This window comes from Saliphagus infecundisoli, assembly GCF_020177375.1.
GTDB classification, from domain to species: Archaea; Halobacteriota; Halobacteria; order Halobacteriales; family Natrialbaceae; genus Saliphagus; species Saliphagus infecundisoli.
Genome location: NZ_JAIWHV010000008.1, coordinates 30,280 through 52,604, shown reverse-complemented (window position 1 = coordinate 52,604; position 22,325 = coordinate 30,280). Strand labels below are relative to the sequence as shown.

Here is a 22,325-nt window from a genome sequence, read left to right as displayed (position 1 = left end):
AAAAAAGCCGCGGGTCCAACAGGGGAGATCGACGGGGTTTTTCCCGGCGTCGAACGTGACGGCGGATATGACGCTCGATCCGGTCCACTTCGAGGGGATCGCCGATCTCGCGGGGCGGATCGACCAAGGCGCCGACGAGCGCGACCACCGCGCGTTCGCCGAGACCGTCTGGGAGGACTTCCTCGATCCGCTCGTAGACGACCGCGGGCGGACGGTGATCGAACCCGTCGGTTCGGTCTCCCGCCACCGGGTCGACTGCGAGGCCGTCGCGCTCGCCGAACCCGCCTTCGAGAGCTGCCACGGCCTCGACGCGGGGACGATCAACCCGACGACGTTCACGAATGGCCTCGTCATCGACGTCGCCCAGGCCGCGATGGCCGCGACGCCCAGCGACCTCGACCTCCACCGCTCGAGGACCGCCGTGATGACGGTCCACGCAAGCGACGCGACCGGCGGCGTCACCGACGACGGCTGGGATCGGTTCGACGACGGTTACAGCCGTCGACGGGCGGTAAACGCGCCGTCAGGCGTCCCCCGGTTCGCCGAGGGGATCGTCCACGCGCTCGCGCTCTACTCCGCCGAGAGCGAACACGCCTTAGAACACGCCGAGGCGGTGTCGGACCTGCTCGTCTTAGACGGGCCGCTGTACCCGCGGGGGCTCCTCCGGTGGGCCGACCAACACCCCGAACTCGCCTCGCTCTTGGCGGAAGAGCCCCAACCCGAGACGGTCGTCGAGAACTACGTCCGGCTGGTCGAGCGGTTCGTCTCCCGGGACGTTCCGCTCGTCGGGTTCGTCAAGAACCCCTCGACGCGGGCGATCACGCGGACACTGCGCGGGAAAGACGGGGTGGAAACCCCCTGGACCGACGACGCGGCCTTCTTCACCCGCGTTCTGGAGCGCGGCGAGTACGTCCCGGACGTCTCCGGCGAACGCTGGGAGCGCGACCGGGAGGCGCTCACGTACACCGGCTGGTTCCGCTCGCGGGCCGGCGTCGATGGACCGATGTCGAGGGAGGGTGACGCCCTCGGGGTCGGCCGCGAGCTTGAGCCCGAGGCCTACGAAGTCACCTTTTTCGTCCTCTACGACCCCCGCGAGGACCTGGCCTACCGGATCGAGGCCCCCTACGTGTTCACCCGCGACCCCGAGGTCCGCGAGCGACTGGCCCGCCAGGTCCTGGGGGAGGTCGCCACGTCCCGGGGGCCGCCGACGATCGTCGGCAAGGCCGACGAGCTGGCCCGGATCGGCGCGGCCGAGAAGGCCTCGCTCCGGGAGGCCTTAGAGGAGCGCTTCGACACCGAAGAGGACCGCAGCTACGACGACCTCCGGTGGGAAGCCTACGACTGAGTCGTACGTTCAAAAAAGGGGCGGGTCAGACGACCTGCAGGTACTCCTCGCGGAGTTCGTCGTCGCCGACCTCCCGCCCGTGGACCTCGTGCATGTGGGTTCGTGCCAGTTTGATCGCCTCGCCTTCGTCCTCGGACTGGACGATGAACCGGCAGTCCGATTCGGCCGCCTCGCAGTCGAGTTTGTGTGCGTCCATCAGTGGGTCTCCTGGATGTGTTCGGCTATCCGTTCGGTCTCCTCGTAGAACGTTTCGAGGTCGTAGTCCTGGGCCTGGATCAGCGCGCTGTAGCGGGGCGTGTAGCTCGCGAGGAAGGACAGCTCCGCGAGTTCGTCCTCCGTCGCCCCGTGAAGCCGTGCCGCGCCCCTGTGGAAGTGCCGGCAGTACTCACAGCCGATCGCCGCCGCGACCGCGAGTCCGACAAGTTCTCGGGTCTTCGGCTCGAGCGCTGACTCCTCGAAGAGGAAGTGTCGCATGTTCGGCCACTCGGTGACCAGATCCCCCTCCGGGAGCGCCTCGAGATAGCCCGGGACGAACCCGAACGACTCCTCGATCTCCGTTCTCGTTTCGTCGTACGGTCTCTGTTCGGTTGCCATGTTCGTACCCCCGACGGCGGCCGGTAGTGTGCCCTATGCCACCGACCACCACGCTGTCTACCACGAACCGTTACTTAGCGTTTTTCGGCGAAACCGATTCATAACCGCCGCTGACCGTCGGACCGGCGATCCGGTTCCGGATTCCGGCCACGGCGGCCGTCAATGGCCGTCCGCGGAGCGAAACTCCTCCTTTGTCGTCTCGACCTCGACGGCCTCGGAGGCGACCCCGATCCGGACGAACTGGGTCCGGACGTGTTCCTTTGCCGCCTCGAGGGCCTGTTCTTTCGTGTCGAACCCGCGGGGCAGGGGGGACTCGAAGGCGATCCGGATCTCGCGGCCGTCGACGGTCTGGGTGCTCCCGCCGCTGTCGACCTCGTAGAACTCGTCGCAGATCCAGACGTAGGCGGCCTCCTCGTCGGGCGAGCCGCTAAAGGAGGGAGCCTCCTCGCCGCGTTCGTAGATCGTCCCGGTGAGTTCGGCTCCGCCCGCCCTGGCTCTGACGATGATCATCGCGCCCGGGCGCCCACCGGGTTCGGTACCGCCGCCGACTCCCGACACGACGCCGCCTCGCACGCACGACCGGAGACAGTTTCCATGGCTCGGTTCTAGCGTTCGGGGACCCAAAAGGACGATGAAATCGCGCCGGGAGGGAAACGGGTTAGTGGATCGCTCCGGATAGACCGGACATGACGGACCTGGGCGACTTCGGGGACCACACCGCAGAGGGGGCCACCCGACGGGCGGGCACCGAGGACGACGACCGGTTCGAGCGGACGTCGGTCGAGCCCGCGGGCGAGGACCGGGGGATCGGCGCGCTCTGTGTCTCCCGGGGGCTTCGCGTCGCCGAGGACGGCGACGAGACCGACCTCCAGGCCTACATCACGAGCGGGAACCGATCCGGGATCCGGATCGGGAGCTACCTGATCGCGCCGTACCCCGACGGCGAGAGCCTCTTCTGTCGGATCACCGCCCTCGAGTACGCCCAGGAGTACCACGCCGACGACGCGACCGAGATCCATGCCCGACGCGCGATGCGCACCGAGGGGGTCGAGGAGGGAGACTACAAGTTCATCGCGGGGCTCGAGCCCGTCGCCGTCCTCTACGAAGACGGGGAGGACCTCAAGCGCCGGATGACCGACCGGGTTCCCAAACCCCGAACCATCGTCCGGGAGGCGAGCGACACGGAGGAGATCAAGACGGGCCTGAAGATGCCCGGCGAGGGGGTCTTCCTGGGCCATCTCGCGGTCGGCGGCCAGAAGGTCCGGACGGCGGCGACGCCGCCGACGATCGACTATCGGCTGAAAGACGACTACGAAGCCGGCGACCCGCTGGTCTTTCGTCACACCCTCGTCGCCGGCGGCACGGGGTCGGGGAAGACCCACGCCGCGAAGAACGTCCTCCGGCAATACCTGGCCGACGAGCGCCGGTATCCAATGGACGACGGCCGGACGGTGACCCCCGCAGTGGTCGTCTTCGACCCCCAGGACGAGTACGCCCAGATGCACGACGACGGCGACCTCCCCGACGACTTCGCGCGCGGACTCGATCGGGAGGGGGTCGCCCACGGCGGCCACGACGACACGACCGCGTTCGTCCCGAAGGTGAGCACGGCCGACTACGACCCGGCCCACCACCGCGCGGCGTGCGTCGAGTTCACCATCCCCTTCTCGATGGTCCACGACAACCCCTGGCTCGTCGCGGGCAGCGGGCTGAACGACAACCAGTACGGCGCGCTGACGGGCGTTCTTCTCCCCATGTTCCGCGAGCAGTACGGCCGGAACGGGACCTACGAGGAGTTCACCACCTTCCTCGACGACCCCGCACTCCGCGAGGAACTCGACGAGTCGGGCCGGGTCCACGAGGCGACCTACGACGCCGTCCGCCGGCGCGCGTACGGCTTCAGCGACGTCTTCGACCAGGACGCCCGCCCGATCACCGATCTCGTCCACGACTTCGTCCGGCCCGGCGGGCTCTCGGTCGTTCCCACCTATCACATCACGAACAGCCGGGCGACCGAGACGGTCGTGCTCGCGCTTTCTTCCCTGCTGATCGACCAGAAGCTCTCGAACGATCCCGCCCACGACCGGATCAAGGAGACGCCCCTCGTCGTGGGGATGGACGAGGCCCACAACTTCCTGACCGACGCCGACAGCGTCCAGGCACGGAAGGTCATCGGGAAGTTCACCGAGGCCGCAAAACAGGGCCGCAAGGAACGGCTGGGCCTCTTTCTGATCACCCAGGACCCCCAGGACATCGCCGATCCCGTTTTCAAGCAAGTGAACACCACCGTCGTCCTGAACCTGGGCGACGAGGACGCGATCAGGAGCGTCAACATCCCCTCGAACCTCGAGTCGAAGGTGCCCTACATGGAGAAAGGCCAGATGGTCGTCTACTCGCCCGACAACTCCGAACCCGTCGAGCTGATCGGGCTTCCACACTGTCTCACCCGGCACGGCCGGGACTGACGCCGGCCTCTCCCGCGATCACTCTCCCTCGACCGCCCAGTCGAGGACGACCGTGACGGTCTCGTGGTCGGCGCCGATCATGGGTGAGCGTTCCTCGACCGTGACGTCGTAGGTGATCGAGGCGGGCGGCGAGAGATCGACGGTCTTGTTGCCGACCCTGGGGGTTATCCCTCCCTCCGCACGGAGATCGCGCGCGAGCTCCTGGAGTCGGTCGGCGGCGTCCTCGCGGGCGATCTCCCGTTTGTCCCTGGTCTTATCGGACATGGACGAACTATCGTGGCTCGAACGGTTAAGCGATTTTTCACGGCCGGGACACTGTCATCGAACCCTGATAGGGTCGAGCGAGTCCCTCCGACCGGTCCCTGCCTGGATAGGGGCCTTTTTCCTCGCGGGGAGGGAACCCCCGCCCGATGGACCCTTCGATCGGGATCGTGGCACAGCGGGGAAACGACCGCGCCCAGGCGCTCGCAGCCTCGATCGTGGAGGCCGTCGGCGCCGACGCTCGAGCGGTCGTCGACGAGGAGACCGGCCACGTGTTGGATCGGAAGGGCGTTCCGGTGGCGGCGATGGCCGACTGCGACCTCGTCGTCAGCATCGGCGGCGACGGCACCTTCCTGTTCGTCGCCCGGGAGGCCGGCGGCGCGCCGATCCTCGGGGTCAACCTGGGCGAGGTCGGCTTCCTCAACGCCGTCGCGCCCGACGACGCCGTCGAGACCGTCGTCTCGCTGGTCGCCGACCGCCGCCAGGGCGAGCCGATCGCGGGCCGAACCGTCGACCGGCTCCGGGCGGAGGGCGAGGGGTGGGAACTCGCACCCGCGGTCAACGAGGTCGTCGTCCACGGCCGCCGGCGGGGCCACGGCGGCGGCGCCGAGATCGAGATCCGCGTCGACGGCGAGCGCTACGCCGAGAGCCACGCCGACGGCGTCCTCGTGGCGACACCGACGGGATCGACCGCGTACAACCTGAGCGAGGGCGGCCCGCTCGTCCGCCCCTCCGTCGGCGCGCTCGTCGTCACCCAGATGTGTGCGACCGAGCCGATGCCGCCACTCGTGACCGATGCCGAAAGCGAGATCGAGCTCCGCCTGACGGGCCCCGAAGGTGGGTACGCGATCAGCGACGGGCGAAACCGGCGCCGGCTCGAGTCGCCCGCGACCGTGCGGGTCGCCGTCGCGGACGATCCGATCGTCATCGCCGGTCCTCGGGGGAACTTCTTCGAAGCTCTCGAGAAGTTGGAGTAGCCGGCCGTAGACGGGGCCGTCGTCGGACCGGTGCCGCCCCGGCGGTCAGTGGTCGTGGTCGTGGCTGTGGTCGTGGCCCCCCGGCTCCCCGCCGTCGCTGGCGGCGTCCACGTCGCCGCCGGCGACGAGCGTCTCGTGGTCGCCCTCGATCATGTCCATGTTCTTCAAGTTGTCGCGCTCCTCGAAGTCGGCGACCGCGTCGAGCAGATCGTCCTGGGTCAGCGTCGTCCGGTTTTCCGTCAGTGCTTCCAACACTGCTTCCCGGAGCACCATCCGGAGGTCGCTGCCGGTGAGCCCCTCGGTGGCTTCCGCGACCGTCGCGGGGTCGAACTCGTCGATCTCCATCGCGCGGGTGATGACCCGGAGGATGTCCGCGCGCATCCCGTTGTCCGGCTTGGGGAAGTTGACGATCTCGTCGAAGCGACGCCAGGCCGCGGCGTCGAGCTGATCGGGGTGGTTCGTCGCCCCGATCAGGAGCACGTCGTCCTGGATCAGCGAGACGTTGTCGATGCTCTTCAGCAGGGTGTTGACCGCACGCTTGAGGGCGGCGTGTTCGTCGCTCCGGCGGGTCTTGGCGACGAAATCGAACTCGTCGATGAAGAGGATACACGGCGAGAGCCGTTTTGCGACCTCGAAGGTCTTGTCGACGTTCTTGGCCGTCTCCCCGAGGTACTGGGAGGTGATCATCGACAGCTTGACCTCGACGAACGGGAGGTCCATGTCGTGGGCCAGCGCGCGCGCGGTCGATGTCTTTCCAGTACCCGGAGGACCGACGAACAGCAGCTTCCCGATCTCGCGGAGGCCGATCTCGGCGAGATAGTCGCGGTGTTCGATCGCCTTCGCGATCTTGTCGATCTCGGCTTCCTGGTCGGCAGTGAGAACGATCTCCTCTAAGGTGACGTCGATCTCCTCGGGAGCCTGGATCTCCACCAGGTCGAGCATCTCCTCTTCGTCCTCGCTCTCGAAGTACTCCTCGAGGAGGCCGTCGATCCAGACCCGGTCGGCCTGGATCGGGCGGTTCATCTCGCGGGCGAGGTCGTACTCGACCTCCTCGCTCACTCCGTCCTGGCCCTCGAAGTGGGCGGCGAGCGTCGGGTTCGTGAGCAGCCGATCGGTGTCGGCACGCTCTAGGAACCAGCGTTCGGCCAGCTCGCGCTCGGTCAGCGAGATCGTTCCCGAGAACTCCTCGCGGTCGGTGAACATCAGCTCCGAGACGGCCTGCCAGGGCCGGTCGACGCCCGTGGCCGCCCGGGCGGTGGTCGTCGTCGCCGACAGCGGGCGCTCGATGCCCTGCTCCCGGGAGCGAGCCCTCGATCCCCCCTCGCTCGACTCCTCGCCTCCCTCGCTCTCCGACCCGGACCAGAAGACCCGTCGGATCCGCGGCGGGAGGTCGTTTGCGTCGAGCGATCGGTCCGCCGAATAGACGCTCGTCGTGAGCAAGAACTCGACGACGTCGAGCGCCGCGTCACTCATTCTCCGGAGCTAGCTCCCACATCGTCTTAACGCCGTCGTCCGGCGGGACGTGTGCCCCGCGCTGGCACGCGGTGGTCCGACACAACCGTTTTCTTCCGGGGGTGCGATCCGGGCATATGAACGTGTTGCTCGGGATCGCGGGCAGCGACGAGGGGATCGAGGCCCTCGAGAAAACCGTCGAGCGCACCCTGGAGGCCGGCGACGACCTCACCGTCGCCGTCGTCGACAAGCCCGAGGCCGAACGCTCCCAGGAAGCGACCGTCGAGCGAGCCGAGGTGGTCCTCGCCGAAGCCGACCTCGAGGCGACGGTCCGCACGCTGGAGGGCGATCCGGGGAGCTCGCTGGTGGACTTCGCCGAACACGGCGGGTTCGACCGGCTGGTGATCGGCGGCGGGACCGAGAGCCCGATGGGGAAGATCAGACTGGGACCCATCGCGGAGTTCGTCCTGTTGAACGCGACGACGACGGTGACGCTCGTCCGATGACCGACGGCCGTCTCTACCCCGAGGAGCCCGCCGGATCCTTCCCGACCCCGCCGGCGACCGTCGCCGACCGCGAGGGCCGGTCGATCGAGCTCCGGACGATCGACGGGGGGGACGCCGACGACCGCGAAGCCCTGGTGGAGATGTACGTCCGGTTCGATCCGACCGACAGGGCCCAGGGGATCCCGCCGACCGGCGAGGACCGCGTCAGAGACTGGATCGAGACCATCGCCCCCGAGGGGATCCACGTCGTCGCAGTCCACGAGGGGGAGGTGGCGGGCCACGCGACGCTGGTTCCCGAAAGCGACGACCCCGAGGCGATCGAGGAGCCCGCCGGGATCACCTGGGAGCTCGCGATCTTCGTCCTCGCGGCCTACCAGCAGGCCGGGATCGGGACTCACCTGCTGGAGCACTTGCTCGGCCACGCCGAAGGGCTGGGCGTCGAGCGGGTCTGGCTGACCGTCGAGCGCTGGAACGCGCCGGCGATCGGGCTCTACGAGTCCGTCGGCTTCGAGCGCTGTGGCACTGAGAGCTTCGAACAGGAGATGGCGATCCGGCTGGCGTAGTCCGGCTACACCGAGAGCACGGGCTGGCTCGCGTACGAGAGGACGTACTCGGCCGTTTTCTCCAGTACTTCGGCGGGCCGTTCGATCACCGACTCGCGGGGGATGACGATGAAGTCGGCGCCGACGGTGTCGGCGGCGTCGAGGACGACGCTGCCGGGATGGCGGGTCTTCCGGCTCGTCGAGAAGCCGTGGGTCATCGACGTCGAGAGGGGGACGCCGTAGGCGTCGGCGACGCCGCCGACCTCGTCGAGAAAGCGCTGGGCGTTGTCGGCGACCTCCCCTTCTTCGACGGTGCCCGCGTCCATTCCCTTGACGACGCCCCGGCCGAGGACGAACAGGACGTGGACCGAGGCGTCGTAGCGGTCGGCGACCGCGACGGCGAACTCGACCGCGCTCGCGGACTCCTCGCTGCCGTCGACCGGCGCGAGAACGGTCTCGACGGAAAACGGCTCCCGGTCGTCCAGATCCATGTCGGGTGATCCGAGGCCGGCCATCAAAAAGGCTCGCCCCCGCAGGGCCGCCTCCCCGTCCACTTTCGCCCGTCGAGCGCCAATCAAGCGGTCGCCGAACGGTCGCCGGCGCCGTCGTCCGTGAGGACTATGCGGGTGGCCCTCGAAGCCCGATCCATGTTCGATACGGTCGTCGTCGCCACCGACGGATCCGACAGCGTCGAGCGAGCCGTCGACGTCGCGCTCGATCTGGCCGCACGCTTCGACGCCTCCGTCCACGCCCTCTCGGTGGTCGACGAGGGCGAAGTCGACGCCTCGCCGCCCCAGCTTCGCGAGGAGCTGACGACGGCCTTAGAGACCCACGCCGAGGCCGCCCTCGGGACGGTCCGCGACCGGGCAGGCCCCGGGATCGAGACCGCGATCCGGGAGGGCCAGCCCGCGACCGAGATCTGCGAGTACGCCCGCGCCACCGACGCCGACCTGATCGTCACCGGCACCCGCGGGCGCCACGGCGAGAACCGCCTGCTCCTTGGCAGCGTCGCTGAACGCGTCGTCCGGACTGCCCCCATTCCGGTGCTCACGGTCCGCCAGCTCGAGGAAGTCGCCGAGGACGAGTCCGCACGCGACGAACGCGCCGCGGCCTGAGCGGGGAGATCGGCGGGTTCTTGCCGCTCGGCGCCCGAGACGGGGCCATGTACGACGATCTCGTCGACGCCGACCTCCCGATCGCCCGCAAGTCGGTCGTGCCGGGCGCGGGCTTCTTCCGGCCCGACTCCGTAAGCGAGGAGGCAACCGATCAGCGGGTCCGGGCCGCACTCGACGGCGCCGAGGCCGCGGTGATCGCCGACCCCGACGCGGACGGTCTGGCCTGTGTCGCCCTGATCCGGGAGTTCTACGACGACGTGAGGGTGGTGCCCGAACCCGATGGCGACGGAGAGGACGACGAGACTGATGGTTCCGAACCGAAGGGCGACGACGCCGAACCCGAACCCACGCCCCACCGCGTCGCGCTCGTCCCTGCCTCGCCCCACGACGTCGAGGACGCCCTCGCACGGGTCGCGGCCTACGCCCCCAAGGGGATCGATCTCTACGTCTGTGACCTCGCGCCCGATCGCTTCGAGTACGTCGAGGACGAACTCGCCGACGCGATGGCGGTCGCGGGGAGCGTCTCGTGGTACGACCACCACCAGTGGAACGATGGGGTCCCCGAGGCGGTCCGGACGGCGGGCGCCGAACTCGCCATCGGCGACTCCGAGGAGGAGTGTTCGGCCGACGTCGTCGCCCGCTCGCTCGAGTACGACTTCGACCCGGTCCACGAGGAGCTCGCGGCGGTCACCCGCGACCACGACCTCTGGCTCCGGGAGGACCCCCGCAGCGACGACCTGGCCGACTACGCCTACTGGAGCGATCCCGCCGACTACGTCGAGGTCGTCCGCGCCCACGGCGCCGACCTCCCCGAGTGGGTCGAGGCCTATCTCGCCGAGCGCCGGGTCGAGAAGACCCAGCTGATCGACCTCGCCGTCTCGCGGGCCGAGTACCGCGAGATCGGCGGCTACACCGTGGGCGTGACCTACGGCCGCTGTTCGCAAAACGAGGTCGCCGAGGCGATGCGCGAGGACGGCGCCGACGCCTCGGTGATCGTCAAGCCCGCCGGCAGCGCCTCGATCCGCGGGACCGACGCGTTCGAGCGGTGTCACGAGGTCGCCGGGCGGGTCAACGGCGGGGGCCACCCGAAGGCCGCGGGCTGTAAACCCGACATCTACGACGACGCGCTCGACTACGCGACCCACTGGACGAGCCGTGGCGCGGTCACCAAGCAGGTGATCCTCGACGCGTTCCGGGCAGTGGTCGCCGACGAAGGCGAAGCGGAAGGGAGCGACGCGGAGGCCTGAGCTACCGGCGGGCGAGCACCCGCATCACGAGCTGGAGGACGTGGACGAAGACACCGGCGACGGCGATGTAGACGCCGATGGTCTGGAGAGCGACCGATCCCCGGCGATCGCGGACCTTCCAGATCTCCCAGCCGAGTCGGAGCATGAACCCGAGGAAGATCAGGACGAAGCCGGCGAGCAACACCGGTGGAACGAACGTCCCGATCGCGACGGCGACGATCCCGCCGATGAAGGCGTAGTTCGCGTACGATCCCCAGCTCTCGAAGGACTTCGAGCGGACGTAGACGTAGCCCGCGATCACGGCCGTCAGGAGGGCGACGACGATCGCCGTGACCCCCAGGATCGGGAGCTGGGCGTCTCGGGGCGCAAAGCGGAGCACCCCGGCGCCGAAGACCCCGAACGCGAGCTGGAGGACGACCGTTCCGACGAGCGCGAGGCCCGTACTGTCCCCCGAGATTCCGCGTTCGGCGATCATCTGACCGACGGTGATCGCCGCACCGTAGACGAGGACGCCGACGATGGGGTAGGCAAAGAGGGCGTCGTTGAGCGCCGCGAGCGGCGTGGCGACGACGAGATACATCACGGCGACGTTGACCGCCATCAGGACGCTCGCGCCGCCGATGACGGCCGCCTCCCGCGAGCCGAATCCTCGGCCCGTGTCGTGGGGCGTTTCGAGGGAACTCATGGACCCCGACTACCCCCGGGAGCGGGATAAGCCTGTCAGGTCGCGGGGTCGAGCCGGGCCGAGAGGAACGTCCAGAGTTGATCGTCCGCGTCGAGGTCGGCGAGGTCGTCAGCGTCGAACTCCTCTATCACCTCGTCCTCGAGAGTTTCGGGAACGCCCCAACTGGTCTCGACGACGAACCCCGCGCTCCGCAACTGATCTTCCGTAGCCTCCCTCCCCGCGATGGCCCACGCCATCCCGACGCCGGTGTCGAGCCAGTCGGGGTTCTCGCCTTCCCACTCGTCGGTGCCTTCACAGACCAGGAGCCGCCCGCCGGGCCGGAGCACGCGCGCGAACTCCGAGAGGACCGTCGGGTGGTCGGCCATCGGCACGTGGATCAGCGACCAGTAGGCGACGATGGCGTCGAACGCGCCGTCATCGAACGGCAGGTCGGCCATCCCGCCCTGGACGAGCGCGGCGTCGGGAACCCGCTCGGCGGCCAGTCCCAACTGCCCGCGAGAGACGTCGAGACCCACGGCATCCGCCGAGTCCGTCAGCCGGGCGAGCACCGGGCTCCCCTGGCCACAGCCGGCGTCGAGGAGCCGATCGGGATCGGACGACTCGAGGAACTCCTCGAGGACCACTGTTCCGGGACCGTCCGCGGATCGCTGGTCGGCGTACTCCTCGGCGATCTCGTCGTACGCCCGGCGGACGCCGTTCGTATCGACCATCTCGTCTCCTTGCCGTCGGGGCTCGGAGGTCAGTGTTGCCCCGGTATGCGAACTCCTAGCTCTCGACGACCCACCGATCCGAGTAGGACGATCCACAGGAACACTGCGCGTAGGCATGGATCACGTCGCCCTCGGCGTAGATCCCGCCGACGTCCTCGTTTCGCTCCTCGGCGAACGCGAAGACGAACTCCGGGGCGCCGTCCTCGCAGTCGGGACAGACCCCGTCCGTGAGGTCGTCGTCGATCTCGCTTTCGGTCGCCATCGCCGACCGCGCGAACTCCATCGCGCCGGTGCCGGTCGCAGCCTCGAAGGCGCTGCGCCCGCTCTCGCCGTCGACGACCATCAGGACGCCGCCCTTGACGCGCTCGCCGAACTCCTCGAGTTGTGGGTCCTCGACGAACGAGTCCGCGAGGAAAAGCGCCACGTCGTCGGGCCGTTCGGCGGCCCGGAACTCCGAGAGTACGTCGCTCATGGTCGAGAGTGCTCCCGAAGACTCAAAAAGGGCGCGAACCGGTCAGTCCTCCAGGTCCTCGGCGATCGCGGATAGGCTGTCTGCGGGGGGTTCGCGGGCCTCGTAGTAGGCCGTCTCGCCGGGCGCCCGGATCCCGTAGAGGAAGTCGGGTTCGACGATATCGAGCAGGACGGAGCCGCCCGGGCGGGCGTCGCCCTCGGCGACCCACCCGGCCAGACGATCTTCGCACCCTCCGGGATCGCGGGCGTATCCCGGCGCGTCGTAGAGGCCGGGGATCCGGACGCCGTCGCCGCCCAGCGTCCGGTCGGGCCGGGCGAACAGCTCGTCCCCGTTACAGGCGACCCGAACGACCTCGCCGACGGGAAGCCGGTCAGCCTCCTCTGCGGGCACGTCGATCCGGACGCCGGTCGGCGTCTCCGCGAGGGTCGCCCGAACGGTCTCGATGGAAGGGTGGTCGCTGGCGAGTCGGTCCGCCATCCTCCTTACTCGTCGTCCGCGTCCTCGCCGTCCTCGAGACCCAACAGCTCCTCGACGTCGGTCTCGCCCCGATCGACGATCGCGGCGTTGACCTGGGCGACCGCGTCGCTTACCTCCCGACCCCGAACCGTGATCCGGCGGCGCTCGCCGTCCCGGCTCGGCTTGTAGCCCGTCTGGCGTCCCGTCATCAGGACCTCCCGGAGGGTCGCCCCGGCGACGGAGTCGTTGAGCGGTCGGCCCGCCTCGTCGGAGCCGCCCGTGATCTCCAGGGTGTAGCCGTCGAGACCGACGGAGTCGCCCTCGACCTCCTCGCCGATCGACCGGCCGAGAAAGCGGTTGGCGTCCTGGTCTTCGGCCTCGAGCTGGTACGACGTCCCGCTCTCGGGATCGCCGACGACGACAGTGAACGTTGCCATGTCCGGGACGAACGGGTCCGCGGCAAAAAGCACGTCGGATCGCCGATGGGTCGCTCCGGGATGTCGCCGCGGCTCCGAGGAGCGGCGCCCGGCCCCGCCCTCGAGGAACCTGTCGTTTCGAAACGACTAAGCCCCGTCTGACCGTACAGTCAGCCAGTGACCGAACCGAGCGCCCGCGAGGAGATCATGGAGGCAACCTACGACGCGCTCTGTGACAGGGGGTACTCCGAGCTGACCGCCCGGGCGATCGCCGACCGAACCACGAAGAGCAAGTCCCATCTGTTCTATCACTACGACTCGCTCGACGACCTCGTCGTCGACTTCATCGACTACCTTCTCGAGAGATTCGACGACTGGGTCGAGACCACCCGGGAGCGCCCGCCCGTCGAGCGGCTGACGGCGTTTACCGACTGGTTTCTCTACGGTCCCGGCGACGACGAGCAGGTCTCCTTTCACACCGCCATGCTCGAGCTCCGCGCCCAGGCGCCGTACAACGACCGCTACCGCGAGCGCCTCCGGGACGGCGACCGCCGCCTCCGGGCGGTCGTAGAGGAGATCCTCGAGGCGGGGATCGAGTCGGGGCAACTCCGCGAGCACGACCCCGAGCGGACGGCCGCCCTGCTGATCGCCGCCTTCGACGGCGCGCGGGTCCGCCAGCTCACCACCGGACGCGACGCCTACCCTGCCCAGGTGCGGGAGGCGGTCGTCGCCGACCTCCTCGCGGATCTCGTGGCCGAGGGCGTCAGCCTCGACGTAGAGGGGAGCGACGGGGATGCGTGAGGTCGTCGTCGGAGGGCGGACCCGGGCGCTCTCGCCAGCAGTCGAGCGGGTCGTCAACGATGCCCTCGACTCGCGGACGGTCTCGCTCCCGACCGCGCTCACCCGGGCGAGCGCGGAAGCCGTCGGCGACGGCGGCGAGCCCCCCGGAACCGACGCGGCGAGCACGGCCGTCGCCTCGCTGTCGGGCTACGCCCACCTCCGGCGGACCCTGCTTTCGGCACCCGACCACGAGAGGCGGGCGGTCGCCCTCCTCGCCAGCGACTACCTCCTCGCCTCGGCCCACGCGGCCCTCGGGGTCGCCGCCGTCCCGCCCGACCGCCGCCGCGAGCTGTACGCGACGCTGACCGCCGGCTCGGCGGAGCTCGCGGCGGCCCTGTTCGCGGTGTCGACGGACCGTTCCGAGCGGGACGTCGATGGAGAGCCGCCGGTCGCCGCGACCCTCGCGGAGACCGGCTGTGCGCTGGGCGCGGCCGTCGGGGCCGCCTCCCGGGGGACCGTCGAGGCGATGGCCGACTACGGCCGGTCGCTGGCGACGGCCGCGGCCCGTACCGACGGGGAGGCCGCACTGGCCCGGATCGAGGCCGCCGTCTCCGACGATCACCCCGACATCGACCGGGGGCCGGCCGAGGGACCGATCGGGGACCACACGAAGCGGGCGCGGGCCGCCCTCGAGGCCCTCCCCGAGGGCGAGGCCCGCGAGCGCCTCGAGCGGGCGACCCGGGTGGTCGGGGGACTGTCGTCGGGGTGACTCCGGCGGGAACCGATGGAGGAAAAGCCCTCCACGCCCGACGGTCGGTGTGCGACTCGAGTTCCTGGGCGGGGCCCGCGAGATCGGCCGCAGCGCCGTCCTGATCGATGACGCCCTCCTGATCGATTACGGGATGGATACGGGCACCCCGCCCGCGTTCCCCGTCGGGGACGTAGAGCCGGAGGCAGTCGTCGTCAGCCACGGCCACCTGGATCACGCTGGCGCGGTTCCCGCGCTGCTGGCAGGGCAGCCCCGCCCCGAGATCCACTGGACGCCGCCGACCGCCGACCTCTGTACGGTTCTCGCCCGGGACACCCTCGAACTCCACGGCGGGAGCTACGCCTGCCCGTTCACGGAGGCCGACGTCGCCCGCCTCGCCCAGCACTCACACACCCACGGCTACGGCGAGCCCTTCGAGGCCGCGGGCTACGAGATCACGTTCTACGACGCCGGCCATATTCCGGGGAGCGCCCACGTCCTGATCGACAGCGCGGGGCGAAGCCCGCGAGAAGACGACGGCGACACCCGCCTGCTCTATACGGGCGATTTCAACACCGAGGACCAGCGCCTCGTTTCGGGGACGACCGCCCGGCCCGACGCCGACGTCGTGGTCTGTGAGAGCACCTACGCCGACACGACCCGACCGCCGCGGGCGGAGATCGAGGGGGCGTTCGCCGAGCGCGTCGAGCGAACCCTCTGGGAAGGAGGGACGGCGGTCGTCCCCGCGTTCGCGATCGGCCGGACCCAGGAGGTCCTCTCGATCCTGGCCGAGGCGGGCATCGAGTGTTACGTCGACGGGATGGGCAAACGCGTCACCGAACTGTTCGACCGGCCCCGAAACCGCGACTCGCTCCGCGACCCCGACGACCTCCGCCGGGCGAAGGGCCACGCCCGGTTCGTCTCCGGTCGGGACGGCCAGCGGGAGCGAATCGCCGACTCGAACACCGCCGTCGTCACCACGAGCGGGATGCTCCAGGGAGGGCCGGCGATGACGTACGTCCCCGCGGTCCGGGCGAACCCGACGAACCTGATCGCGCTCTCGGGCCATCAGGTCGAGGGTACGCCCGGTCGGGACCTCGTAGAGACCGGCAGCGCCGAGATCGACGGCCGGCGGATGCCTGTGAGCGCCCGGGTCGAGGCCTACGACCTCTCGGCCCACGCCGACCGCGACGGACTCGAGGCGTTCCTCGACGCCTACCGGGCGGCGACGGTCCTGGCCGTTCACGGCGACCGCCCCGAGGCGTTCGCGGCCGACCTCCGCGGGGAGGGGTTCGACGCGCGGGCCCCCGAGCTGGGCGAGCGGGTCGTCGTCGAGTAGCGCCAACGTCAGGTCCGGGGACGTATCAATCGAGATTGTATTTCAGCTCCGATAGGGGTTTCGCAGGCCCCACCGAGGGCGTCCGATCGCCGGTCGGACCATAGCTATTCGTACGTGTATCCCGTAGCGCCGATCAATGACACCAGACCGATACGACGCGATCGTCGTCGGCGTCGGCGACGCGGGGGCGGCGGCGGTTGCCCACCTCGCCGACCGTGGCGTCGACGTCCTCGGGCTCGAGCGCTTCGACATCCCACACGGCTACGGCTCATCGCCCAAGCCGGGGGCGATCCGGCTCGCAGCCGGCGAGGGGGACGTTCCCCTCTACGAGCGGGCCGTCGACCTCTGGGAGGAACTGGGCGTCGAGCGGGGCGAGCGCCTCCGCTACCGGGGCGGTGCCCTCGACGTCGGCCTCGAATCGGAACTCGAGGAGCTTGCGGCGAGCCTCGACTCCCACGACGTCGCACACGAACGGCTCTCGGGGGCGACGCTCACGGAACGGTATCCCGCATACCGGCTTCCCGACGACGAGAGCGGCGACGGCGAGGAGTACGCCGCGATCTATCAGCCCGACGGCGGCCTCCTCCGGCCCGACCGGGGGATCGTCGCCCACGTCAAGCGCGCCCACGACGCCAGCGCGACCATCCGGGCCCGCGAGCGGGTCACCGACTGGGACCGCGTCGGCGACGACGTTCGAGTACGGACCAACCGGGACGAGTACCGGGCCGACGAGCTCGTGGTGACCGCCGGCCCGTGGACCGGCGGGATCGTCGAGGATCTCGAGGACGTTCTTCGGCCCGAACGCCGGGTCCGGACGTGGCTCCAGCCCGACTCCCCCGCGGCCTTCGCCCCCGAGCGGTTCCCTCCCTTCGCGTTCCGGACGGATGAGGGCCGCTACTACGGCGGGCCGGTCCTGGGGGTTCCCGGCTTCTCCTTTGGCCGGCGCCACCACCGCGGGGAGACCGCCGACCCGACCCATCTCGAGCGCGAGCCGATGCCCCAGGACGAGCGCGTGCTCCGCCGGTTCGCCGACCGGTACTTCCCGGGCGGAACGGGGCCGACGATGGGGCTTCGGACCTCGCTTGCGACCGCGACCCCCGACGACCGCTTTCTCGTTGGAACCCTTCCCGACGACGACCGGGTCACGGTCGCCGCCGGGCTCTCGGGGGGCGAGGCGCCCCTGGCGAGCGTCGTCGGCGAGATCGTCGCCGACCTTGTCACTGAGGGGGAGACCGACCACGGGATCGAGCCGTTCGCCCTCGATCGGTTCCCGGCGCCAAACGCTTAACGCCGACCTCGCCCAACCCCCAGTATGGCCGACGAGGAGGATCTCCCGGATCGGCTCGTTCCCAACCGGGTCGACGGCGACGAGGTCTCTCGGCGCCGACTCATCTGCGGGACGGCCGCCGCGGGCGCGACGGTCGGGAGCGCCTCGACGGCCGGCTGCACGAACCTCCTCGACGAGGAGGACGCCGACGAAACGACTCCCGAGGACGACGAGGAGGAGGCACCGGACGGCGCCGCGGACGACGACGAAGGGAGTCCCGACGATGCGGACGACGGGGACGAAGCTACGCCCGAAGCCGACGACGCCGACGGGCAGACGCCCGAAGCGAACGATGACGAGGCGGCCACCCGCCAGGGGTACGTCTTCGTCTTCAACTGGGGCGGTAGCGCAGAGTCCCCGTCCTCAAGGAGCGACCGACGGGAGCGAGCAGGGCGGGGAGGAGCGCGTTCGTATAGCTGGGCACATACACCGAAAACGCAAGACTTAGGCCGCCATAACCCGTGTTATCACATAGCCACCGACGGGCTACAGACAGCCCCGCAAGGGGTGCCCGGCCACGTTTCGGTGCGGCCAAGGACGGGTTATCTCGGCGGTGGCGGGCACCGGTCACCGTGCCCAGCGGACCGGACTGAGTGGTCACTGCAACACCTGAATATCCAGAAGGAACGTGGCGATCTAGTTCTCAGCGACGCTCGGAGGCTTGTTTAATCGGGAAATCCACTCGTGGTGAGAAGCGCTTTGAGCCGGAGCCTGTGATGCGTATTCATCCATTGCGCTAATCACTCCGTCCGGTCCGTGAAGGACGGACCGACGACGGTGAACGTGATGCCACGAGCCTCTCCGTTCCCCGCTTTGGGGATAGAACCCGAGGTCACGTCCAATTACATTGCCGCTGCCGGCCGACCGCACCGGCATACAAGGGCGAAGGACGCCACAAAGCCTCCAACGTCCGCCATGCAAGCCCCACCCTCAGCGAGCGTCCGAAGGACGCGAGTAGGGTGGGGTCGGTGACCACCGGCGACATGTCCGTCAGCGTCGTCGATGCCCTGACGGACGAACTGCTGGAGACGGCCTACATCGGCGCGACCGCCTCGTTTCCCGCCAACCAGTACGCGACCCGCGAGGAAGGGATCGAGACCCTCTGGCTCAACGTCGAGGGCGGGGTCAAGGGGTACGATCCCGGGACCCTGGAGGAGGCCGTCGATCTGGAGACGGGGTCGGACTCGAATTGGCAGGAGGTCACCCCCGACGGCGAGCATCTGGTGGTCAGCGCCCGCGAGCCGACCCACGCCCAGTACCGGATCGACGCCGATCCCGATTCGGAGGGCTTCGGCGAGGTCACCGGCGAGATCGACCGGGGCGAGGCCGCACCCTGTGACGTCACCATCGGCCCCGATGGCGAGTACGCCTACGTCCCCGACCTCCAGGGCGATACCCTCACCGTGATCGACGTCCCCGCCTTCGAGATCGCGGCCCAGGTCGAGGTAGACCCCGTCATGGAGGGCGCCGACGCCGCCCAGCCCTACATGGACACCGCCTCCTGGGGCGGGGAGTACCTCGCCGTCGAGTATCTGGAGGGCGATCACGGCACCGAGGGGATCTGGGACATCAGCGATCCGACCGACCCCGAGGAACTCGTCCGGCTCACCGAGGAGGACGGCATCGGCGCGGGCGGCACGACCAGCGAGTTCAGCGCCGACGGCGACCTGCTCTACCTCTTCACGCCCGACACCGAGGATATCACGGTCATCGACGTCGAAGCCCGCGAGGTCGAAGACCGCCTCGACGTCGGCGGCGAGACCTTCGCCGGCACCTGGGATCCCGGCCTCGAGAAGCTGTACGTCCCGGTCCAGACGACCGACGAGGTGGTCGTCCTCTCGGAGGGCAAGATCCACGAACGGATCGGGGTCGGCTCGGCGCCCTACGGCGCGACCGCCCGGGACGTCCGGCCGGACTCCGGTGCCATGGACCGGCTGCTCGCGACCTTTGCTAACATGGGCGTCCCGCTGGGCGGCGAGGGGACGACCTACTGCATGGGCGACTGTTACTGTCCGGGCGACTGCGACTGACCGGAGGACGATCGCCGAGATCGGGAACCGGAACCCGTTGCCGGGCCTGAAACGCCTTTTCGGATTCTCCTCGTTGGTTTGTGAGATGCCTCCCGAACCGGACAACGATCCCGACCTCGACGCCCTCGAGCTGAGCGACCTCGAGGAAGAGGCGTTACACGACCTCCAGCTCGGCATCGAGTACGTCCACCGGGCCAACGGAAGCCTCCTCCAGTTCCACCACGAACTCGGCCACGCGATGGACCGCATCGGCGCCGCCGAGGAACAGCTACGCGAAGCCGGCCACAAGGAGTGGGCCGACCAGCTACGCGACGAGCACCTGCCCGCGGGGGCGATCAGCGACCGCTGGACCTACGAACTCGTCGAGGAGTTCGACGGAAGCTTCCTCCCGGACGTCGATCGCTTCGAGAGCGAGGTCCGCGACGAGTTGGCCGACGGTGTCGGTCACATCACCGAGCGCCGGCAGCAAAACCGGATCCGCGAGCGCGCCCGGCGGGACTGATATGCGTTTTCGAACGCGTGCCCTGCCCCGCGAACGGCCGGTCGGACGCGAGCCACCTCGGAGCGGATAAGTTTTCGGTGTCCCCTTCTCGCGTATGGAGGTTCCGTCCGACGGAGCGGCATGGCCCTCGGGACCGCGATCGGTATCTCCCTCGCTTCGTTCGTCTTCGCGAATCGGACGGGCGCCGGCCCGCTATCCCGGCTTTCGGCCTCGCTGCTGTTCGGAGCGCTCGCGTTCGCCTCAGTTGGACGCTCCGTCGGTACGTCTGAGCGCCGCGGGCTCGCGGCAAAAAAGGCGGGTCAACGAATCAGTCGTCTGCCGTCGCGGCTCCGCCGGGCGCTTGCTCCTTGGTCCAGGAGAGCTTCCCGCCGGCGGCGAGGATATCGCGCTCACGCTCGGAGGCGTCGAGGTGGGCGGTGACCTCCTCGTCGCCGTTGACGCGGACGGTGAACTCCTCCTGGCCGCTCTCGACTGCCTCGCGGACGTCGTCGACGATCTCGATCTCGTCGCCCTGCTCGATCGACTCGTAGCCGTCGTCGTCGATCGAGAGCGGGACGATCCCGAAGTTGAAGAGGTTCGCCTTGTGGATCCGGGCGAAGCTCTGGGCGAGCACCCCTTCGACGCCGAGATACATCGGACAGAGCGCGGCGTGCTCTCTCGAGGAGCCCTGACCGTAGTTCTCGCCGGCGACGAGGAAGCCGCCGTCGGCCTCTAAGGCGCGCTCGGCGAAGGTGTCATCGACCCGGGAGAGGGTGAACTCCGAGAGCTTGGGGACGTTCGACCGATACATCAGGATGTCCTGGGTCGCGGGGATGATGTGGTCGGTCGTGATGTTGTCCTCCATCTTGAGGAGCGCCTCGCCCGCGAGGTTCGACTCGAGGGGATCCTTCAGCGGGACGTCGCCGATGTTCGGGCCCTTGACGAGCTCGTCGTCGACGGCCTCGTCGGGACCGATGAGGTCGGCCTTCGAGCCGTCGTACTCCTCGGGGAGCTCGAAGCCGGGGTCTTCCAGATCGCCGAGCTCGTCGGCCAGATCACGGGGGTCGACGAGTTCGCCGGCCAACGCCGTGGCGGCGGCGACCTCGGGACTACAGAGGAAGACCTCGTCGTCCTCGATGCCCGAGCGGCCCTCGAAGTTGCGGTTGAACGTTCGCACCGAGACCGAGTCCGAGGCGGGGACGTGGCCGATTCCGATACAGGCCCCACACGTCGCCTCCGAGAAGTTGACGCCGGCGGCCATCATCTCGGCGACCCAGCCCTCGCGGGCGAGCATCTCGCTTGCCTGTTTGGAGCCGGGCGCGACGATCATCTCGGTCTTGCGGTCGATCGTCCGGCCTTCCAGCATCTTCGCCGCGGGGAGGACATCCTCGTAGGCGCCGTTCGTACAGGAGCCGACGATGACCTGGGAGACGTCGGTGCCTGCGACCTCGCTGACGGGCACGACGTTGTCGGGCATCGAGGGCTGGGCGACCAGCGGCTCGAGCTCGGAGAGATCGAGAACCATCTCGTCGTCGTACTCCGCGTCGTCGTCGGGGGTGAGCTCGACGTACTCCTCGCCGCGGCCGACCTTCTCCAAGTACTCCTCGGTGCGCTCGTCGGTCGGGAACAGCGAGGAGGTCGCGCCGAGTTCCGTCCCCATGTTGGTGATCGTCATCCGCTCGGGCGCCGAGAGGGTCTCGACGCCGGGGCCCGTGTACTCGAGGATCTTGCCGACGCCGCCCTTGACCGAGAGCCGGCGGAGCATCTCGAGGATGACGTCCTTCGCGGTCGCCCACTCAGGGAGTTCGCCCTCGAGGCGAACCTCGACGACCTCGGGCATCTCGATGTAGTAGGGTGCCCCGCCCATCGCGACGGTGACGTCGATGCCGCCGGCGCCGATGGCGAGTTCGCCGAGGCCGCCGGGCGTCGGGGTGTGGCTGTCCGAACCGAGGAGCGTCTTCCCGGGCGCGGCGAAGTTCTCGCGGTGGACGTTGTGGCAGATACCGTTGCCGGGGCGAGAGAAGTGCGCGCCGTAGGTGCCCGCCGCGGAGCGAAGGAAGCGGTGGTCGTCGGTGTTCTTAAAGTCGAACTGATAGGTCTGGTGGTCGCAGTACTGGGCGGCGATCTCGGTCTGGACCTCGTCCAGCCCCATCGCCTCGAACTGCAGCCAGACCATGGTCCCCGTCGTGTCCTGTGTGAGGACCTGGTCGATCTCGATCCCGATCTCCTCGCCGGTCTCGAGTTCGCCCTCGACGAGATGGTCGTCGAGGATTTTCTCGGTGAGCGTCTGTCCCATAGCATCCGAAATTCGGCCGTCCGTCCTGATAAATCCAGCGTGTCTCTGTCGTGGACGTCCATGTAGAACCGGAAAAACGGT

26 protein-coding genes are annotated in these 22,325 nt (G+C 69.2%); 14 read left to right on the top strand and 12 right to left on the bottom strand.

Annotated elements, in window-relative coordinates; genetic code table 11:
* Nucleotides 1-67: 67 nt before the first annotated feature.
* Nucleotides 68-1,345 carry a DNA double-strand break repair nuclease NurA gene (locus LCF40_RS11795; protein ID WP_114577875.1) on the top strand — a complete coding sequence of 426 codons (1,278 nt, stop codon included), beginning with the start codon at nucleotides 68-70 and terminating at the stop codon, nucleotides 1,343-1,345.
* Between the two features lie 25 nt (nucleotides 1,346-1,370).
* Here the strand turns inward: LCF40_RS11795 and LCF40_RS11790 are convergent, their stop codons facing one another.
* The 3 genes from LCF40_RS11790 to LCF40_RS11780 all read right to left on the bottom strand — a co-directional run bounded on the left by LCF40_RS11790 (nucleotide 1,371) and on the right by LCF40_RS11780 (nucleotide 2,449).
* Nucleotides 1,371-1,544, bottom strand: coding sequence for a DUF1059 domain-containing protein (locus LCF40_RS11790; protein ID WP_114577724.1), 174 nt, complete (start codon nucleotides 1,542-1,544; stop codon nucleotides 1,371-1,373).
* A complete protein-coding gene (locus LCF40_RS11785; RefSeq protein ID WP_114577725.1) occupies nucleotides 1,541-1,939 on the bottom strand; it encodes a carboxymuconolactone decarboxylase family protein in 399 nt (132 codons plus the stop codon). The genes LCF40_RS11790 and LCF40_RS11785 overlap by 4 nt, the downstream gene beginning before the upstream one ends.
* Nucleotides 1,940-2,098: 159 nt before the next feature.
* Nucleotides 2,099-2,449: a DUF7113 family protein gene (locus LCF40_RS11780; protein ID WP_224828659.1), complete on the bottom strand. Its 351-nt coding sequence runs from the start codon at nucleotides 2,447-2,449 to the stop codon at nucleotides 2,099-2,101.
* Nucleotides 2,450-2,625: 176 nt separating this feature from the next.
* On the opposite strand from LCF40_RS11780, the gene LCF40_RS11775 reads away from it, so the two are divergent.
* Entirely contained in the window at nucleotides 2,626-4,404 is a 1,779-nt protein-coding gene (locus LCF40_RS11775) for an ATP-binding protein (protein WP_114577726.1), read from the top strand.
* Nucleotides 4,405-4,422: 18 nt separating this feature from the next.
* On the opposite strand, the gene LCF40_RS11770 is transcribed toward LCF40_RS11775, so the two are convergent.
* Nucleotides 4,423-4,668, bottom strand: coding sequence for an amphi-Trp domain-containing protein (locus LCF40_RS11770; protein ID WP_114577727.1), 246 nt, complete (start codon nucleotides 4,666-4,668; stop codon nucleotides 4,423-4,425).
* Between the two features lie 146 nt (nucleotides 4,669-4,814).
* Between LCF40_RS11770 and LCF40_RS11765 the strand changes: the two genes are divergently transcribed.
* Entirely contained in the window at nucleotides 4,815-5,642 is an 828-nt protein-coding gene (locus tag LCF40_RS11765) for an NAD(+)/NADH kinase (protein ID WP_224828615.1), read from the top strand.
* A 45-nt stretch (nucleotides 5,643-5,687) separates the two neighbouring features.
* Here the strand turns inward: LCF40_RS11765 and LCF40_RS11760 are convergent, their stop codons facing one another.
* Nucleotides 5,688-7,115 carry an ATP-binding protein gene (locus LCF40_RS11760; protein WP_114577729.1) on the bottom strand — a complete coding sequence of 476 codons (1,428 nt, stop codon included), beginning with the start codon at nucleotides 7,113-7,115 and terminating at the stop codon, nucleotides 5,688-5,690.
* Between the two features lie 116 nt (nucleotides 7,116-7,231).
* On the opposite strand from LCF40_RS11760, the gene LCF40_RS11755 reads away from it, so the two are divergent.
* Together LCF40_RS11755 and LCF40_RS11750 are read left to right on the top strand one after the other, a co-directional pair.
* A complete protein-coding gene (locus tag LCF40_RS11755) occupies nucleotides 7,232-7,600 on the top strand; it encodes a universal stress protein (protein ID WP_114577730.1) in 369 nt (122 codons plus the stop codon).
* Nucleotides 7,597-8,163 (top strand): GNAT family N-acetyltransferase, encoded by a 567-nt coding sequence (locus LCF40_RS11750; RefSeq protein WP_114577731.1) that lies wholly within the window; start codon nucleotides 7,597-7,599, stop codon nucleotides 8,161-8,163. Before LCF40_RS11755 ends, LCF40_RS11750 begins: the two co-directional genes overlap by 4 nt.
* 5 nt (nucleotides 8,164-8,168) lie before the next feature.
* Here the strand turns inward: LCF40_RS11750 and LCF40_RS11745 are convergent, their stop codons facing one another.
* Nucleotides 8,169-8,627 (bottom strand): universal stress protein, encoded by a 459-nt coding sequence (locus tag LCF40_RS11745; protein WP_114577877.1) that lies wholly within the window; start codon nucleotides 8,625-8,627, stop codon nucleotides 8,169-8,171.
* Between the two features lie 162 nt (nucleotides 8,628-8,789).
* Between LCF40_RS11745 and LCF40_RS11740 the strand changes: the two genes are divergently transcribed.
* Entirely contained in the window at nucleotides 8,790-9,257 is a 468-nt protein-coding gene (locus tag LCF40_RS11740; RefSeq protein WP_224828614.1) for a universal stress protein, read from the top strand.
* 47 nt (nucleotides 9,258-9,304) lie between these two features.
* Nucleotides 9,305-10,504: a DHH family phosphoesterase gene (locus LCF40_RS11735; protein ID WP_224828613.1), complete on the top strand. Its 1,200-nt coding sequence runs from the start codon at nucleotides 9,305-9,307 to the stop codon at nucleotides 10,502-10,504.
* Nucleotide 10,505: 1 nt separating this feature from the next.
* Here the strand turns inward: LCF40_RS11735 and LCF40_RS11730 are convergent, their stop codons facing one another.
* The 5 genes from LCF40_RS11730 to LCF40_RS11710 are packed head-to-tail and all read right to left on the bottom strand — an operon-like array spanning nucleotide 10,506 to nucleotide 13,264.
* Nucleotides 10,506-11,189, bottom strand: a complete 684-nt coding sequence (locus tag LCF40_RS11730; protein ID WP_224828612.1) for a hypothetical protein — start codon at nucleotides 11,187-11,189, stop codon at nucleotides 10,506-10,508.
* A gap of 35 nt (nucleotides 11,190-11,224) precedes the next feature.
* On the bottom strand, nucleotides 11,225-11,899 hold the full coding sequence (locus LCF40_RS11725) for a class I SAM-dependent methyltransferase (protein WP_224828611.1): 675 nt from the start codon (nucleotides 11,897-11,899) through the stop codon (nucleotides 11,225-11,227).
* 55 nt (nucleotides 11,900-11,954) lie between these two features.
* Nucleotides 11,955-12,371 carry a DUF5807 family protein gene (locus LCF40_RS11720; protein WP_224828610.1) on the bottom strand — a complete coding sequence of 139 codons (417 nt, stop codon included), beginning with the start codon at nucleotides 12,369-12,371 and terminating at the stop codon, nucleotides 11,955-11,957.
* 42 nt (nucleotides 12,372-12,413) lie between these two features.
* Nucleotides 12,414-12,848: a DUF7112 family protein gene (locus LCF40_RS11715; protein WP_114577735.1), complete on the bottom strand. Its 435-nt coding sequence runs from the start codon at nucleotides 12,846-12,848 to the stop codon at nucleotides 12,414-12,416.
* 5 nt (nucleotides 12,849-12,853) lie between these two features.
* A complete protein-coding gene (locus LCF40_RS11710; RefSeq protein ID WP_224828609.1) occupies nucleotides 12,854-13,264 on the bottom strand; it encodes a 30S ribosomal protein S6e in 411 nt (136 codons plus the stop codon).
* A gap of 156 nt (nucleotides 13,265-13,420) precedes the next feature.
* Here LCF40_RS11710 and LCF40_RS11705 point away from each other — a divergent pair, with 156 nt between their 5' ends.
* From LCF40_RS11705 to LCF40_RS11675, 7 genes are all read left to right on the top strand, one after another.
* Nucleotides 13,421-14,044, top strand: coding sequence for a TetR/AcrR family transcriptional regulator (locus LCF40_RS11705; RefSeq protein WP_114577737.1), 624 nt, complete (start codon nucleotides 13,421-13,423; stop codon nucleotides 14,042-14,044).
* Entirely contained in the window at nucleotides 14,037-14,792 is a 756-nt protein-coding gene (locus LCF40_RS11700) for a polyprenyl synthetase family protein (RefSeq protein WP_224828608.1), read from the top strand. Before LCF40_RS11705 ends, LCF40_RS11700 begins: the two co-directional genes overlap by 8 nt.
* A gap of 49 nt (nucleotides 14,793-14,841) precedes the next feature.
* Nucleotides 14,842-16,110, top strand: coding sequence for an MBL fold metallo-hydrolase (locus LCF40_RS11695; RefSeq protein ID WP_224828607.1), 1,269 nt, complete (start codon nucleotides 14,842-14,844; stop codon nucleotides 16,108-16,110).
* Nucleotides 16,111-16,246: 136 nt separating this feature from the next.
* Complete coding sequence (solA, locus tag LCF40_RS11690; protein ID WP_224828606.1) at nucleotides 16,247-17,398, top strand: N-methyl-L-tryptophan oxidase; 1,152 nt, start codon at nucleotides 16,247-16,249, stop codon at nucleotides 17,396-17,398.
* A 24-nt stretch (nucleotides 17,399-17,422) separates the two neighbouring features.
* The gene (locus LCF40_RS11685) at nucleotides 17,423-18,106 is read left to right on the top strand and encodes a hypothetical protein (RefSeq protein ID WP_224828605.1); all 684 of its coding nucleotides are present in this window, start codon (nucleotides 17,423-17,425) and stop codon (nucleotides 18,104-18,106) included.
* A 299-nt stretch (nucleotides 18,107-18,405) separates the two neighbouring features.
* Nucleotides 18,406-19,467 (top strand): YncE family protein, encoded by a 1,062-nt coding sequence (locus LCF40_RS11680; protein ID WP_224828604.1) that lies wholly within the window; start codon nucleotides 18,406-18,408, stop codon nucleotides 19,465-19,467.
* 85 nt (nucleotides 19,468-19,552) lie between these two features.
* The gene (locus tag LCF40_RS11675; protein WP_114577741.1) at nucleotides 19,553-19,969 is read left to right on the top strand and encodes a hypothetical protein; all 417 of its coding nucleotides are present in this window, start codon (nucleotides 19,553-19,555) and stop codon (nucleotides 19,967-19,969) included.
* 307 nt (nucleotides 19,970-20,276) lie between these two features.
* Here LCF40_RS11675 and LCF40_RS11670 read toward each other — a convergent pair whose 3' ends face one another.
* Nucleotides 20,277-22,244, bottom strand: a complete 1,968-nt coding sequence (locus tag LCF40_RS11670) for an aconitate hydratase (RefSeq protein WP_114577742.1) — start codon at nucleotides 22,242-22,244, stop codon at nucleotides 20,277-20,279.
* Nucleotides 22,245-22,325: the final 81 nt, after the last annotated feature.